12 protein-coding genes are annotated in these 15,163 nt (G+C 64.6%); 5 read left to right on the forward strand and 7 right to left on the reverse strand.

Features of this window, described 5'->3' with window-relative positions; all coding sequences use genetic code 11:
- The first annotated feature begins 6 nt into the window (after positions 1 to 6).
- Positions 7 to 1,641 (forward strand): acyl-CoA dehydrogenase family protein, encoded by a 1,635-nt coding sequence (locus F474_RS12210; RefSeq protein ID WP_097084663.1) that lies wholly within the window; start codon positions 7 to 9, stop codon positions 1,639 to 1,641.
- 53 nt (positions 1,642 to 1,694) lie between these two features.
- Positions 1,695 to 3,167, forward strand: a complete 1,473-nt coding sequence (gene amn / locus F474_RS12215) for an AMP nucleosidase (protein WP_371916132.1) — start codon at positions 1,695 to 1,697, stop codon at positions 3,165 to 3,167.
- An 87-nt stretch (positions 3,168 to 3,254) separates the two neighbouring features.
- On the opposite strand, the gene F474_RS12220 is transcribed toward amn, so the two are convergent.
- Positions 3,255 to 4,133, reverse strand: coding sequence for an acyltransferase (locus tag F474_RS12220; protein ID WP_097084665.1), 879 nt, complete (start codon positions 4,131 to 4,133; stop codon positions 3,255 to 3,257).
- Between the two features lie 194 nt (positions 4,134 to 4,327).
- Here F474_RS12220 and F474_RS12225 point away from each other — a divergent pair, with 194 nt between their 5' ends.
- A complete protein-coding gene (locus tag F474_RS12225) occupies positions 4,328 to 4,837 on the forward strand; it encodes an ATP-dependent zinc protease (RefSeq protein WP_097084666.1) in 510 nt (169 codons plus the stop codon).
- Between the two features lie 4 nt (positions 4,838 to 4,841).
- Here the strand turns inward: F474_RS12225 and F474_RS12230 are convergent, their stop codons facing one another.
- A complete protein-coding gene (locus F474_RS12230; protein WP_097084667.1) occupies positions 4,842 to 5,546 on the reverse strand; it encodes a PolC-type DNA polymerase III in 705 nt (234 codons plus the stop codon).
- Complete coding sequence (locus tag F474_RS12235; RefSeq protein WP_097084668.1) at positions 5,543 to 7,480, reverse strand: putative nucleotidyltransferase substrate binding domain-containing protein; 1,938 nt, start codon at positions 7,478 to 7,480, stop codon at positions 5,543 to 5,545. Before F474_RS12235 ends, F474_RS12230 begins: the two co-directional genes overlap by 4 nt.
- A 197-nt stretch (positions 7,481 to 7,677) precedes the next feature.
- Between F474_RS12235 and F474_RS12240 the strand changes: the two genes are divergently transcribed.
- Positions 7,678 to 8,121: a response regulator gene (locus tag F474_RS12240; RefSeq protein ID WP_097084669.1), complete on the forward strand. Its 444-nt coding sequence runs from the start codon at positions 7,678 to 7,680 to the stop codon at positions 8,119 to 8,121.
- 30 nt (positions 8,122 to 8,151) lie between these two features.
- On the opposite strand, the gene F474_RS12245 is transcribed toward F474_RS12240, so the two are convergent.
- Positions 8,152 to 10,329 (reverse strand): malate synthase G, encoded by a 2,178-nt coding sequence (locus tag F474_RS12245; protein WP_097084670.1) that lies wholly within the window; start codon positions 10,327 to 10,329, stop codon positions 8,152 to 8,154.
- 195 nt (positions 10,330 to 10,524) lie between these two features.
- Between F474_RS12245 and F474_RS12250 the strand changes: the two genes are divergently transcribed.
- Entirely contained in the window at positions 10,525 to 11,043 is a 519-nt protein-coding gene (locus tag F474_RS12250; protein ID WP_097084671.1) for a glycine cleavage system protein R, read from the forward strand.
- A gap of 217 nt (positions 11,044 to 11,260) precedes the next feature.
- Here F474_RS12250 and rarD read toward each other — a convergent pair whose 3' ends face one another.
- The 3 genes from rarD to F474_RS12265 form a co-directional block, all read right to left on the reverse strand.
- The gene (gene rarD, locus F474_RS12255) at positions 11,261 to 12,151 is read right to left on the reverse strand and encodes an EamA family transporter RarD (protein ID WP_097084672.1); all 891 of its coding nucleotides are present in this window, start codon (positions 12,149 to 12,151) and stop codon (positions 11,261 to 11,263) included.
- 26 nt (positions 12,152 to 12,177) lie between these two features.
- Complete coding sequence (locus tag F474_RS12260; RefSeq protein ID WP_097084673.1) at positions 12,178 to 13,152, reverse strand: serine/threonine protein kinase; 975 nt, start codon at positions 13,150 to 13,152, stop codon at positions 12,178 to 12,180.
- Positions 13,153 to 13,228: 76 nt separating this feature from the next.
- Positions 13,229 to 15,130 (reverse strand): PhoX family phosphatase, encoded by a 1,902-nt coding sequence (locus tag F474_RS12265; RefSeq protein ID WP_097084674.1) that lies wholly within the window; start codon positions 15,128 to 15,130, stop codon positions 13,229 to 13,231.
- Positions 15,131 to 15,163: the final 33 nt, after the last annotated feature.

The raw sequence follows: 15,163 nt of genomic DNA on the forward strand, positions 1-15,163 counted from the left end.
CCTGCCATGGACCTTCGTGCCTACGCTGAGACCCACAAGGTCACCAACCAGCCCCCCTTGCTGGAAGACTGCAACCTCTACCGTATCGACTTGCCCCTGCAGGCCTGGGTGCGGCACTTCGGTGCCGGTTGGGCTGAGCCCCAGATCGATGCCTATGGGGCGCTGGCGGGCGGGCCATTGATGGCCGCAGGGTTTCTCGCCAATCAATACCCGCCGGTCTTCCACAGCCACGATCGCCAAGGCCACCGCATCGACCAAGTGGCGTTTCATCCGGCTTACCACCAGTTGATGAAGGCTGCCATCGAACATGGCCTGCCTTCGGCGCCCTGGGCTGCGCCTGGGCCGGGCGCTCATGTGGCGCGGGCCGCCACGACCTACCTTCACACCCAGGCCGAACCGGGCACCGGCTGCCCACTGACCATGACCTTCGCCAGCGTGCCGGTGTTGCGCCGCGAACCGCTGATCGCCCAGGCCTGGCTGCCCAAGGTACTGGCGCGCAGTTACGACCCGCGCGACCTGCCGGCGGGCGAAAAAACCGGGCTTACCCTCGGCATGGCCATGACCGAGAAGCAGGGCGGCACCGACGTGCGTGCCAACACTACCCGTGCCTGGCCGGTGGGACAGCGCGGCTCGGGGCAGCCCTATGAACTGCTGGGGCACAAGTGGTTCTGTTCCGCGCCCATGTGCGACGGTTTCCTCACCCTGGCGCAGACCGAGGCCGGGCTGGGCTGCTTTCTGCTGCCGCGCCAGCGGCCTGACGGCAGCCGCAACGAAGTGTATATCCAGCGGCTCAAGGACAAGCTCGGCAACCGCTCCAATGCGTCCAGCGAGCTTGAGCTTCGGGGCGCCTTGGCTTGGCTGATCGGCGAAGAGGGCAGGGGCATCGCTACCATCCTGGAAATGGTCGCCCTGACCCGCTTCGACTGCATGGTCGGTTCCAGTGCCTTGATGCGCCAGGCCTTGACTCAGGCGACCCACCACTGCGCCTGGCGCCAGGTTGGGGGGCGGGTGTTGGCTGAGCAGCCGCTGATGCAGAACGTGCTTGCCGACCTGGCGCTGGAAAGCGAGGCGGCACTGGCCTTGAGCCTGCGCATGGCGCAGGCGCTGGACCGGGGCGAAGCAGCGTTTGTACGGCTGGTGACGGCGGTGGGCAAGTACTGGATCTGCAAACGGGCGCCGGCGATGATCAACGAAGCCGCCGAATGCCTGGGTGGCGCAGGCTACATCGAAGACAGCATTCTGCCCCGGCTGTATCGCGAGGCGCCGGTCAACTCCGTCTGGGAGGGGTCGGGCAACGTGCAATGCCTTGATGTGCTACGGGCTTTGGAGCGCGAGCCTGGCGTGCTCGACAGCCTGTTCGCCGAGCTGGGCGATGGCCACGGCAGCCGGCTGCTCGCCGAAGCCATCACACAACTGAAAAGTGACCTGGCCGATACTGACCAGGGCCATTACCGGGCCCGCCAACTGACCGAATCCATTGCCCTGGCCCTGCAGGCCAAGTTGCTGCTCGAGCACGGTGACAGCGATGTCAGCGATGCTTTCATCGCCAGCCGGCTTGGCGCCGCGCACCGGGCCTTCGGCACGCTGCCGCGAGGGGTGGCGGTACAGGCATTGGTGGCGCGTGCCAGCCCCATTGAGTGAGCAGGTGCAAAGCAGGCAAGATGGGCGTACGCCCGAGCACAAGGATCAACACCGTGAGCGACACCATCGATGATTTCATCCGGGTCAATACGCCTGAAGAGGCAGTCGAGCACCTGGCGGCTCTTCACGAGCACGCCACCGGGGCCTTGAACCAGGCGCTCAAGCGCTACCTCAAGGACCGTACCGAACCCACCGCCGAGCAGCGCCTGCAGTTTCGCTACCCGTTGCTGCGGGTGGTTTACCAGGCACATGGCGAGATCCCCAGCACCACGCGGGCCTACGCCAAGCTGCAAGTGCCCGGCACCTACTCGGTGACCGTTACCCAGCCTTCGGCGTTTCGCAAATACCTGCTTGAGCAACTGCGCCCGCTGCTGCGCGATTTCGGCGTTTCGCTGGAAGTGGGGCGCAGCGACCAGAACATCCCGTATCCCTACGTGGTCGACCAGGGCGACGAACTGGCCGGCACCGGCGTGACTGCGGCAGAGCTGGCCCGTGTGTTCCCCAGCACCGACCTCTCGGCAGTGACCGACAGTGTCGCCGACGGCCTGCTCGACTGGGCAGGCGCCGACGCCATGCCGCTGTCGCTGTTCGACGCGGCCCGTACCGATTTCTCCCTGCGCCGGCTGGTGCATTACACCGGCAGCGACTGGCGCCATGTGCAGCCGTGGATCCTGCTGACCAACTACCATCGCTATGTCGACCAGTTCGTCGCCCATGGCCTTGAGCAGTTGCGCGACGACCCGCGCTTCGTGCGCATGGTGATGCCGGGCAACGTGATCATCGAAAAGGGCATGGACAACGGCGAGGCCCAGGCCATCGTCGCTGGCGTGGTGTGGCATCGTTACCAGATGCCGGCCTACCACCTGATCGCCGCCGACGGCGACGGCGTGACCTTGGTGAACATCGGTGTGGGGCCCTCCAACGCCAAGAACATCACTGACCACCTGGCCGTATTGCGCCCGCACTGCTGGCTGATGATCGGCCACTGCGGCGGGCTGCGCCAGTCGCAGACCATCGGCGACTACGTGCTTGCCCACGCCTACATGCGCCGTGACGGGATCCTCGATCGAGTGGTGCCGCCGCACATTCCGATTCCGGCACTGGCCGAGGTGCAGCTGGCGTTGCAGGAAGCGGCGGCGCAAGTCACAGGGGAGCGCGGCGACGAGCTCAAGAAGCGCCTGCGCACGGGCACCGTATTGACCTATGACGACCGGAACTGGGAGCTGCGCTGGGCCCAGGAGCGCCCGCTGATTAACCTGTCGCGTGCCGTGGCAGTCGACATGGAAAGCGGCACCATCGCCGCCCAGGGTTACCGCCTGCGAGTGCCTTACGGCACCTTGCTGTGCGTATCGGATAAACCGCTGCACAGTGAGATCAAGTTGCCGGGCTCGGCGAATGCGTTCTACAACCGGGCCGTCAGCCAGCACCTGAAGATCGGCATCGCCGCGCTCGACCTGCTGCGTACCGAGCTCAACTCGCTGCACTCGCGCAAGCTGCGCAGTTTCGACGAGCCGCCCTTCCGCTGACCCCCCAGGCCGCTTGGCGGCCGCCTTCGCGCTGCTCGGCCTGGTAGTGAGGTCGAGTGATGGGAAGCCGGCTTGCCGGGCGGGCCCTTACTTGATCTGCAACCTCAGCTGCTCGATCCGCTCGTCTTTCTCGTGCCACAGCTGGTTCACCCAGCTTTGCACCTTCTCACGGAAAGCTGGGTCATTCTCGTAGTCACCGGTCATCAGCTCCGGGTCGATGTCGCGGCTCTGGATGTCGACGATCACCTGGCTCACACGCCCGCACAGCAGGTCCCAGAACCCCGGTGCCTGCCGGCTGGGGTACACCACCGTGACATCCAGCAGGCGGTCAAGCTTGTCGCCCATCGCCGCGAGCACGAAGGCCACGCCCCCGGCCTTGGGCTTGAGCAGGTTGCGAAAGGGTGAGCCTTGGGCGTCGTGCTTGGCCTGGGTGAAGCGTGTGCCTTCAAGGTAGTTCACCACCGTGACCGGCTGGCGTTTATACAGCTCGCAGGCCTTGCGGGTGATTTCGAGGTCTTTGCCGCGCAGGTGCGGGTGCTTGGCCAGGAAGGCCTTGCTGTAGCGCTTCATGAAGGGGTAGTCGAGCGCCCACCAGGCCAGGCCCAGCAGCGGCACCCAGATCAATTCCTTCTTGAGGAAGAACTTGAAGAACGGCGCGCGGCGGTTCAGGGCCTGGATCAAGGCCGGAATGTCGACCCAGGACTGGTGATTGCTCATCACCAGGTAGGAAGTGCGCGGGCTCAGCGCCTCAAGGCCTCGGATGTCCCAGCGGGTAGGCGTGCACAGGGCGAAGATTGCCTTGTTGATTTCGGCCCAGGTTTCAGCCAGCCACATTACCCCAGCCGACATCAGGTCACGGCTGCGGCCTGGGGCTATCAGCTTGAGCAGCCCCAGCAGCACCAGCGGGCCGATCAGGGTCAGGGTGTTGAGCAACAACAGCAGCGCAGTGGCCAGGCCTGTGAGCATGGGGTGACTCTTGGGAAATGGTCTGGCTGGCAATGATACGGGGGTGGCCGCCCGGCGCCAAATCGCGCCGACTGAGCGTTAGTTCATGAAATTTTTACTTTTTATTACCAGCAGCCTGCCCGTACCTTAGGCGAACCAATGTCGGTGCGAAGGTCCAATGCCTACGCACCTGGATATGAAAGGAAACCTCCGACGTGAAATACGCGCTCGCGCTGCTACCGTTCCTGGCGCTCCCTGCCTTGGCCGATGAACCGACGATCTACGGCCGCTATGAGTATTTCCAGCTGCCGGAGCTGGACCAGACGCTCAAGGCGAAGATGGACACGGGGGCGTTGACCGCCTCACTGTCGGCCAAAGACATCGAAACCTTTACCCGAGACGGTGATGAGTGGGTGCGCTTTCGGCTGGCGACCAAAGGCAGCGATGGCAAGGTCTACGAACACAAGGTGGCGCGTGTCAGCCGAATCAAGAGCCGCGCCGATGAAAACGATGGCGATGATGAAAACGTCGAGGTGGCCAAGCGCCCGGTAATCGAATTGGCGCTCTGCCTGGGCGAGGTTCAGCGCACCATCGAAGTCAACCTCACCGACCGCAGCAGCTTCAATTACCCCCTGCTGATCGGTGCCAAGGGCCTGCGCGAGTTCGGTGCTGCCGTCAACCCCGCGCGCCGCTACGTGGCTGGCCAACCGGACTGCCGCGGCTGAGCTTCTACAGGCGCGGTTGAGCTTGGCGCCGGCGCCATTGCTCCAGCCGTTGGGCCAACGCCTGGGGCGTGTCGATGCCTTCACGGCGTGCATAGGCGAACAGCATCAATGCCATTTCGGCAGTGACCTGCGCGTCGGCCACTGCGTGATGGCGCTCGGCAATGTGCAACCCCAGGTGAGCGATCCAGTCATCAAGGCCTGACCCGGGGCGTGGGCCGTTGGGAAACAGCATCGGCGCCAGCTCTGCGACGTCCAGAAACAGCGCCTGCCAGCGATGCCCCAGGCTATGTTTCATCGCCCGCGCCAGCATGTGCTGATCGAACGGCGCGTGGTAGGCGAGCAAAGGGCTGTCGCCTGCGTAGTCGAGAAAGTCCAGCAAGGCCTGCGCAGGCTCGACCCCGGCAGCCAGCGCATTCGGCCCCAGCCCATGCAGAAGTACGCTGGGGCCGGGGCGATGTTCGCGTGCCAGCGTGCACTGGAAGCTGGCCTGAAGTTTGATGGCGCCATTTTCAATGGCCACTGCACCGATCGAGAGCACCTCGTCGCGGGTCAGGTTCAGGCCGCTGGTCTCCACATCCACCACCACCCAGCGTTGCTGGGCCAGGCTCTGGTTGGCTTGCCATGGCTGCGGCGTGGGCAACGCCGCCAGGCGCGCTTGATGGGTGGGGTTGGGGTTGCGCGCACCGCGCAGCCAATCGAACAGCCTCACAGCTGATACCTCAGGCTCAGGCTCGCTTGCAGGCGTTGTGCCTGGCGCAGCGATTCCCGCAGGATGCGCCGGTCGAGGTGGTTGAGGGTGTCTGGGTCCAGCCGATTGCCCAGCGGCAGGTTATTGCGGGCCTGGCTCTGGTGCTGCTGCATGCGTGTTTGCTGGATGAACTGATACGCCTCTTCGTAGGCTGCGCCGTCATGCGGGTCGATCACCTCGCGCAGCACCAACTGGCGCAAGCGCTCCAGGGTGTTGCTGCTGTCGATGCCGTTGGCCAGTGCAAGCAGGCGCACCCCATCGACGAACGGGCCCAGCCCCTGGGTTTTGAGGTCGAGGGTGGCGGCCTTGTCGCTGCCTTTGCGGGTGAGCACGAAGTCACGAAAGCGGCCTACCGGCGGGCGCTGGCGCAGCGCGTTGTCGGCCATGAAACGCTGGAACAAGGGGCTGGCGGCGATCTGCGCAATCACACCCTGGCGCAGGTGATGCACAGGTCGCTCATCGCCCCACACCCCACGCAGGTCGAAATAGATGCTGGAGGCCAGCAGGTTTTCCGGAGTCGCTTCGCGAACCATCCCGGCGAAGCGCCGCGACCATTCGGCCCGCGACAGGCACAGCTCGGGGTTGCCGGCCATTACCTGGCCCTGGCACAACGCAAAACCGCACTGGGCCAGCGCCAGGTTGATCTGGTGCGCCAGCGGCAGCAGGCGCTGGCGGTATTGCTCGGCCTGCACCGCATCGTCGGCCTCGAACAGGATGCCGTTGTCCTGGTCTGTGTGCAGGGTTTGTTCCTGGCGGCCTTCGCTGCCGAAGGTGAGCCAGGTAAAGGGCAGGCCGGGGTCGCCCCACTGTTCGATGCACAGCTCGATCGCTCGGCAAGTGGTGTGGTCGTTGAGCTGGGTGATGATGCGGGTGATCTGAGTGGAGGAGGCGCCGAACGCCAGCATGCGTTCGACCAGCTGGCCGATCTCGCCGCGCAGCGAGACCAGTGTCTCCACCCGGGGGGCGTGGCGGATCGCGCGCGCCAGGTGCACTAGGTCGACCCGCTGCAGCGAGAACAGGTCGCGCTCCGATACCACCCCGCACAGCCGGCCGCCCTTGACCAGGCACACATGGGCAATGTGCCGCTCGGTCATGGCCATGGCGGCGTCGAAGGCGCTGGCCTCCGGTGTCAGTGCAAAGGGCGCCGGGCTCATGTGGCCCTCGATGGGGCTGGCAAGGTCTGCTGCCCCCTCGGCGATCACCTGGCGCAGGTCGCGCAGGGTGAAGATGCCCAGAGGCGCCTGCTCCGGGCCGACGATCACGATGCTACCCACCTGTTGCTCATGCATGGCCCGCACCGCGTCGCGCACGGGTGTAGCCGCCTCGCAGGTCACCGGGTGGCGCATCGCCAGGTCGCCCAGCCGGGTATTGAGTGAATACTGCGTGCCCAGGGTTTCGACGGCCTGGCGGCGCACCTGCTGGTTGACCTGGTCGAGCAGGCTGCTCACCCCGCGCAGGGCAAAGTCTCGAAACGGCTCGGAGAGCGCAAAAAGCCGGATGAAGGCCGCTTTGGGCAATTGGAAGCAAAAGGTGTCTTCACCAGCCAGGTGTTCGGTGCGGGTAGCCCGCTCGCCGAGCAGGGCGGCCAGCGGGAAGCATTCGCCGGTGGTGATCTCGAAAGTGGTCTCGGTGCCTGCGCGAGCGCTGTGGGGGCGCTCGCCCACCACCCGGCCTTGCTTGACGATATGAAAATGCTCGACCGGCCCGTCGGAGGGCTTGAGGATGCTTTCCCCGCTGGCGAAGAACCGTAGCTGGCATTGTTCTACCAGAAAGCTGAGGTGGGCCAGGTCCATCTGATTGAACGGCGGGAAACGTTGCAGGAATTGCATCGTGCCCTGTACGTTCTGCAGCACCGCCGTACGGCCGGCCTGGGTGAGAGCGTCGGCTTTGCTCATGGGCATGCACCGTTGTTTTTGTTATCGAAACCCATGCTGTGCCTTGCTCCCCCACGTGCCCATTGGACGTAAGTCTAAAAACCGAGACAAAGTGGAAATTATCGCGTCAGGGCGCACACCTCACCCTTTGCGGCGGTCAGAATAATGCGTGGTCTATCGTAGACAGAGCGCTCACTCGCTGGAAGCCGACACTGCCTATGATCGAGTTGGATATTCTCACCGACGCCGAACGCGAAGCCCTCAGCGAAGTGCTGTTGGCGCCTGAGCCAGCCGCCGGGCGGGTGCTGGTGGTCGATGACGACCGTGATTCACGGGAGCTGTTGGCGCAAATCCTGGCTTTGCATGGCATTGGCTGCCTGTTGGCCGACAGCGCCCATCAGGCGTTGGAGCTGCTGATGAGCAATCGCTCGATCAGCCTGCTGATCACCGATCTGCGCATGGGCCCCGAAGATGGGCTCAGCCTGATCCGGCAGGTGCGTGCGTCTGAGCGTGCCGCCATGCCGATCATCATCATTTCGGGCAACGCCGAGGTGAAAGACGCGATCGAAGCCATGCACTTGAGTGTGGTGGATTTTCTACTCAAACCCATCGATATCGCCGAGCTGCTTGCGCTGGTGCGCCGGGAGCTGAACCTCAACTGACCGGGGCGGCCATGGCCGCCCCGGTTCCCCCTAGCCGCGTTGCGCGGCCTTGAATTGGCGACGGCGGCGGTGCAGCACCGGCTCGGTGTAGCCGTTGGGCTGGCGGGCGCCGTCGAGTACCAGCTCCAGCGCCGCTTCGAAGGCAATGTTGTCGTCGAATTCCGGCGCCATGGGCCGGTACAACGGGTCGCTTGCGTTCTGCCGATCGACCACCGGTGCCATGCGCTTGAAGCTGGCGATGATGTCTTGCTCTGTGGTTACTCCATGGCGTAGCCAGTTGGCCAGCAATTGGCTAGAAATGCGCAAGGTGGCGCGGTCTTCCATCAGCGCCACATCATGGATGTCGGGCACTTTAGAGCAACCCACGCCCTGGTCGATCCAGCGCACCACGTAGCCCAGGATGCTCTGGGCGTTGTTGTCCAGCTCCTCCTGAATTTCCTGCTCCGACCAGCCCAGGTCGTTGGCCAGCGGAATGCGCAGGATGTCGTCCAGTGCTGCCCGCGGCCGGCCAGCGATTTCGGCCTGGCGCGCCTGAACGTCGACCTGGTGGTAATGCAAGGCGTGCAGCGTGGCGGCCGTGGGGGAGGGTACCCAGGCGGTGTTGGCACCGGCCTTGGGGTGGCCGATCTTCTGCTTGAGCATCTCGGCCATCAAATCGGGCATGGCCCACATGCCCTTGCCGATCTGCGCCCGGCCTTTCAGGCCTGTGGCCAGGCCCAGGTCGACGTTCTGGTTTTCGTAAGCGCCAATCCACGGTTCGGCCTTCATCGCGGCCTTGCGCACCATCGGCCCGGCCTCCATGGAGGTGTGGATCTCATCGCCGGTGCGGTCGAGAAAGCCCGTGTTGATGAACACCACACGCTCACGCGCCGCATGGATGCAGGCTTTCAGGTTCACCGTGGTGCGCCGCTCTTCGTCCATGATCCCGACCTTCAAGGTGTTGGCTGCCAACCCCAGGACCTGTTCGATACGGCCGAACAGCTCGACGGTGAAGGCCACTTCCTCGGGGCCATGCATCTTAGGTTTGACGATGTACACCGAGCCGCTGCGGCTGTTGCGCAGCGTGCCCTGCCCGTTGAGGTCGTGGATCGCCGCCAGCGAGGTGAACAGGCCGTCGAGGATGCCCTCGGGCACTTCATTGCCCTGGGCGTCGAGCACCGCGTCGCTGGTCATCAGGTGGCCGACGTTGCGAACGAACAGCAGCGAGCGGCCATGCAGGGTCAGCTCGCCACCGGCAGCGGCCTGGTACTGCCGGTCAGGGTTGAGCGTGCGCGTGAAGGTGCTGCCTTGCTTGCTCACGGTTTCGGCAAGGTTGCCTTTCATCAGGCCCAGCCAGTTGCGGTAAACCAGCACTTTGTCTTCGGCGTCGACGGCGGCGACCGAGTCTTCGCAATCCATGATGGTAGTGACGGCGGATTCCAGGGCCACATCCTTGATGTGCGCCGCGTCGGTCTTGCCGATCGGATGCTCGGCGTCGAACTGGATCTCGAAATGCAGCCCGTGGTTGCGCAACAGTAAAGCATGGGGCTGGGCCGCATCCCCTTGGTAGCCGATCAATTGGGCGGGCTGCTTCAGGCCGGTGCGTTGGCCCCCGGCCAGCGTTACCAGCAACGCCCCCTGCTCCACGGCATAGCTTTGAGCATCGCCGTGGCTGCCCACGGCGAGCGGCGCGGCCTGGTCAAGGAACTGCCGGGCAAAGGCGATGACTTTATCGCCCCGGGCCGGGTTGTAACCCTGGCCCTTTTCGGCGCCACCGGCTTCGCTGATGGCGTCGGTACCATACAGTGCGTCGTACAGCGAGCCCCAGCGCGCGTTGGCGGCATTGAGGGCGAAGCGGGCATTGCTGACGGGCACCACCAATTGCGGGCCGGCGATCTCTGCGATTTCCTGATCGACGTTCGCCGTGCTGGCACTGAAGTCGGCAGGCTCTGGCACCAGATAGCCAATGCGTTCCAGGAACGCTTTGTAGGTGGCCGCATCATGGGCCTGGCCTGCACGTGCCTGATGCCAGCGGTCGATCTGCGCCTGCAGGTCATCGCGTTTGGCCAGCAGCACACGGTTTTTCGGGGCAAGGTCGTTGATCAGGCGCTCGGCGCCTACCCAGAAAGCCTCGGCGTTCACGCCGGTGCCGGGGAGGGCTTCCCGGTCGACGAAATCGAACAGGGCCTTGGCGACCTTCAGGCCGCCGACGGATACGTAGTCGGTCATCGCTTGCCTCACTCTTGCGCGCAGGGCGCGTTCTTGTCGGTTTTCGTCGGTTATGTAGTGCAGGGTTTTTGATACTACATGAGCCCTGCGCCGGATGAAAATCAGACTAATGGGTCACATCCTAGGGCACTGCGGCCCATTTCGGGCTGCTGCTACAGGGTGACTATACTCAAGGCCTCTGACGGAGGAACGACTGTGGATCATCTGGTTTTGACGGTACTGGCAGCGGACAAAGCAGGGCAGGTCGAGCGCATCGCGCAGTGCATTGCCGATCACGGTGGTAATTGGCTGGAGAGCCGGATGGCGCGCATGGCCGGGCAGTTCGCCGGCATCCTTCGGGTAGCGGTGCCGCCGGAGCGCTATGCCGACTTGATCCTGGCGCTGCAAGGCCTGGATCAAGCCGGCATCCGGGTTCAGGTGGCCGAAAGCGGCGCCCAGCCTGAAGGTCAGTGGCGCCCGGTAATCCTTGAGCTGACCGGCAATGACCGCCCAGGCATCGTCCGCGACATCACCCGGGTGCTTGCAGCGGCAGGGGTGAACCTCGAAAAGTTATCCACCGATGTTCAGCCCGCACCCATGAGCGGCGAGCCTTTGTTCAGTGCGCAGGCCCACTTGGCAGTGCCTGTGGCGATCACTCTGGAAGACTTGCAGGCACGTCTGGAAGGGCTGGCCGATGAGCTGATGGTAGACCTGGCGCTGCGCAGTGACGGGTAAATTTTGCTTATTCATCAAAAACTTGCATGAGGCTGTGGATAAGCTGGGGGCCTAGGGCTGGAGCCTTAGTGCCGCGTGGCTTGTGGCGCCCTGTATAAAAAATGATCAATTGCTTGAGCTTGTGCACAATGAGCGTGGACCGGCCTGTGGATAAGCTTTGGAAGCAATGCTGCAGCCCACGCGGGGAAAGGGCTGCAACGTTATGATCGTTTTTTGATCAGCTTTTGCGACGCAGCGCTATCCACACATCGAAGCTGTAGACGGCCAGCCCAGCCCAGATGAACGCGAATGCTGCCAGAGTGGATGTGGACAAATGCTCATCGTAAAGGCCCACCGCCAGGCACAGCACCAGGGTGGGCGCCACATATTGAAGAAAGCCCAGTGTCGCATAGGGCAAATGCCGAGCCGCCGCGTTGAAGCACAGCAGTGGCACCAGGGTGACAGGGCCTGCTGCAACCAGCCAGAGGGCCTGAGAGGTGCCCCAGAAGCCTGCCTGGGTGGTCATGGCGCTACCGCTGTTGAACAGCATCCAGCCCAAGGCCACCGGCAGCAGTAACCAGGTTTCCACTGCCAGGCCCGGCAGTGCCTGCACTGGGGCTTTTTTGCGGATCAACCCGTAAAAGCCGAACGTCAGCGCCAGGGCGAGCGAGACCCATGGCAGGCTGCCGACCTGCCACACCTGCTGAGCCACCCCGGCCACTGCCAGTGCCACCGCCAACCACTGCAGCGGCCGCAGCCGCTCGCGCAGGATCATCAGCCCTAGCAGCACATTGATCAGGGGGTTGATGTAATAGCCCAGGCTCGCTTCGAGCATGCGCCCGTTGTTGACCGCCCACACGTAGATCAGCCAGTTGACCGCGATCAGGCAGCCACTGCCGGCCAGCACCGCCAGGCGCGCCGGGTTCTCCCGAAGTGAGCGCCACCAGCCGGGGTGCTTCCAGATCAGCAACGCCAGGGCGGCGAACAGGGCCGACCAGATCACCCGGGCCAGGATGATTTCCAACGCCGGTACGCTTTGCAGGGTTTTGAAATAGAGCGGGAACAGGCCCCAGGCGACATAGGCGGTCAGGCCCAGCAGATACCCGCGGCGCGGGTTGGCGGCTTGCATGGTGTTTCCTTGTTGGCAGAGTCGAATCAGAAAAGCGTCAAGGGTGCTTCGGCCAGGGCCGAGAGTTGTTCGCGCATGGCCAGCACCTGGTCGCCCCAATAGCGCTCGTTACCGAACCAGGGAAAGCTGGGGGGGAACGCCGGGTCGTCCCAGCGCCGCGCCAGCCACGCGCTGTAATGAAGTTGGCGCAGCGCCCGCAGTGGCTCGATCAGGGCCAGCTCACGCGGGTCGAAGTCGTGAAACTCCTGGTAGCCGTCAACCAGCTCGGCGATCTGAGCCAAACGCTCGTGCCGCTCGCCGGCCAGCATCATCCACAGGTCTTGCACGGCGGGGCCAGTGCGGCAGTCGTCGAGGTCGACCACGTGGTACACCTCGTCGCGGCACATCAGGTTGCCGGGGTGGCAGTCGCCGTGCAGGCGGATGCTGGTGTGAGGCGTTGCCGCCCAGCGTTCACGTACCACTTCCAGCAGGTCGCGCGCGACCGACTCCCAGGCCGGGCGCAGCCCAGGCGCGACGAAGCCGCCTTCGATCAGGGTCGCGATGGAGGCTTCCCCGAAGTTATGCACAGCCAGGTGTTCACGGTGCTCGAACGGGCGAGTGGCCCCCACTGCATGCAAGCGGCCGAGCAACTGGCCGAGACGGTAAAGCTGGTCGAGGTTGCCCGGTTCCGGTGCGCGGCCGCCACGGCGCTCGAACAGCGCAAAGCGAAAGCCGCCATGTTCGAACAGGCTCCGGCCCTCAAGCTGCAAGGGCGCCACTACCGGGACCTCATGCTCGGCCAGCTCTGCACTGAAAGCATGTTCTTCCAGAATGGCCGCATCGCTCCAGCGCCCAGGCCGGTAGAACTTGGCGATCAACGGCTGAGCGCCCTCGATGCCAACCTGATACACGCGGTTTTCATAGCTGTTGAGCGCCAGCACTCGGGCGTCGCTCAGGTAGCCCACGCTCTCCACGGCATCGAGTACCAGGTCCGGGGTGAGGGTGTCGAAGGGGTGGGCCATGTACATCAACTCCTGAGGCGGGCCGGGGCGGCCAAGCGCCCAATGGTAGCTCAGGCCGGCCCGCCACCGCAGGTTTTCAGGCGCCGATGACCCCGCCGTCGTCACGGGTGATGGCCATCACCGAGGAGCGGGGTGTACCGCCGGGCAAGTGCTCGGGGAAGGTCGAGGCGCCACTTTCGCCAGGGTGCTGGATACCCACGAAAAGGGTCTTGTGATCGGGTGAGAAGGCGATGCCGGTTACCTCGCAACCCACCGGGCCTACCATGAAACGGCGGATCTCCCCGCTCGCCGGGTCGGCGGCGAGCATCTGGTTGTTGCCCATGCCGGCGAAGTCACCGGCGTTGGACATATCGCCATCGGTGAGGATCCACAGCCGCCCGCCGTCGTCGAAAGCCAGCCCGTCGGGGCTGTTGAACAGGTTCTGGGCGGTGATGTTCGGTGAACCGCGGCCCGGCCCTTCAGGGTGCACGGCCGGGTTGCCGGCAACGGCGAACAGGTCCCATTCGAAGGCATCGGCAGCATGGTCGTTGCCCACCGGCCGCCAGCGCAGAATCTGGCCATAAACGTTCTTGGCGCGCGGGTTGGGGCCGCCCACCGGCTGGCCGTCTTCGCCCCGCTTGATGTTGTTGGTCAGGGTGCAATAGACCTGGCCATCCAGGGGGCTGATGACTATCCATTCCGGGCGGTCCATGCGCGTGGCCTTGAGCAGCGTCGCGGCCTGGCGTGCATGGATCAGCACCTGGGCCTGGCTTTCGAAACCCGCAGCGGCCTCAAGGCCATGCTTGCCATGGCTGAGCGCCAGCCACTGGCCGCGCCCGCGCGGGTGCTCGGCGCTGCCGTCGCCATCGTCGAAGCGGGCGACGTACAGCGTACCGTGGTCAAGCAGGTCACGGTTAGCTCTGGGGTTGCCTGGGTCGATCCGGTCGCGGCTGATGAACCGGTAGATGAACTCGCCGCGCTCGTCGTCGCCCATGTACACCACGGCGCGGCCATCGGCGGTCTGGCCAACCGCAGCGTTCTCGTGCTTGAAACGGCCCAGCGCTGTGCGCTTGACCGGGGTGGAATGCGGGTCGAACGGGTCGATCTCCACCACCCAGCCATGGCGGTTCAGCTCGTTGGGGTGCTTGGCCAGGTCAAAGCGCGGGTCGTGCCGGTGCCAGTTCACCTCCTTGCTGGCGGCGCTGGCACCATAGCGCTTCTGCGCCGCATCCAGTGCCAGGTTGGGGTCGCTGGAGCCGAAGCAATCGGTGAAGTTTTCCTCGCACGTCAGGTAGGTGCCCCACGGAGTTTTGCCATTGGCGCAATTCTGGAAAGTGCCCAGCACCTGGGTGCCGGTGGGGTCAGCAGCGGTCTTGAGCAGCGCATCGCCTGCCGCTGGGCCGCTGAAGCGCAGCGGGCTGTTGCCGTGGATGCGGCGGTTGTAGGGCGAACCCTGCACGAACTGCCAACGCCCTTGCTGGCGACGCACTTCGATCACCGACACGCCTTCGCTAGCCAACGCCTTGCGTACATCCTCGGCCGACTGCGGGGCACCGCCGTGGCTGAACAGCCGCTTGTAGTTGGTGTATTCGTTGTTGATGGCCATCAACGCGCGGTCAGGCTCGCCCGGGAAGGGGAACAGGCTCATGCCATCGTTGTTGTCGCCGAACTGGACCTCCTGGTCGGCGGCGCTGTTGCCGCCCTTGGCGTCGAACGCAGGGCCGTGGGCGTGCAGCGGCTGGCCCCAGCTGATCAGCGGGCGAGCGCTATAGCCCGGTGGCAGGGTGACGGTATCGGCGGTGGAAGCAGCAATGCTGCTAAAACCCAGCAGCGGGCTTGCGGCCGAAACGCTTTGCGCCAGCACGCTGCGGCTGAGCAAGCTACCGCCCAGGAACAGCGCGGCGCCGCACAGGGCGCCCATGCCCAGGAACTGGCGACGGGCAAGGCCTTGGGTAAGGGTTTCGAGATCGGTGGGGTGGTCGTCGTGAAGAAGGGTCACGGTGAAAGGCTCCCTGCGGGTTTTTGCGCCACG

It is taken from the genome of Pseudomonas sp. URIL14HWK12:I12, from assembly GCF_003097135.1.
GTDB lineage: Bacteria > Pseudomonadota > Gammaproteobacteria > Pseudomonadales > Pseudomonadaceae > Aquipseudomonas.

Bases quoted from the DNA above. Each gene is read 5' to 3' on its own strand.
- F474_RS12210 (WP_097084663.1), top strand. From the start codon at position 7: ATGGACCTTCGTGCCTACGCTGAGACCCACAAGGTCACCAACCAGCCC.
- F474_RS12220 (WP_097084665.1), bottom strand. From the start codon at position 4,133: ATGCTCACAGGCCTGGCCACTGCGCTGCTGTTGTTGCTCAACACCCTG.
- F474_RS12235 (WP_097084668.1), bottom strand. From the start codon at position 7,480: ATGAGCAAAGCCGACGCTCTCACCCAGGCCGGCCGTACGGCGGTGCTG.
- F474_RS12240 (WP_097084669.1), top strand. From the start codon at position 7,678: ATGATCGAGTTGGATATTCTCACCGACGCCGAACGCGAAGCCCTCAGC.
- F474_RS12245 (WP_097084670.1), bottom strand. From the start codon at position 10,329: ATGACCGACTACGTATCCGTCGGCGGCCTGAAGGTCGCCAAGGCCCTG.
- rarD (WP_097084672.1), bottom strand. From the start codon at position 12,151: ATGCAAGCCGCCAACCCGCGCCGCGGGTATCTGCTGGGCCTGACCGCC.
- F474_RS12260 (WP_097084673.1), bottom strand. From the start codon at position 13,152: ATGGCCCACCCCTTCGACACCCTCACCCCGGACCTGGTACTCGATGCC.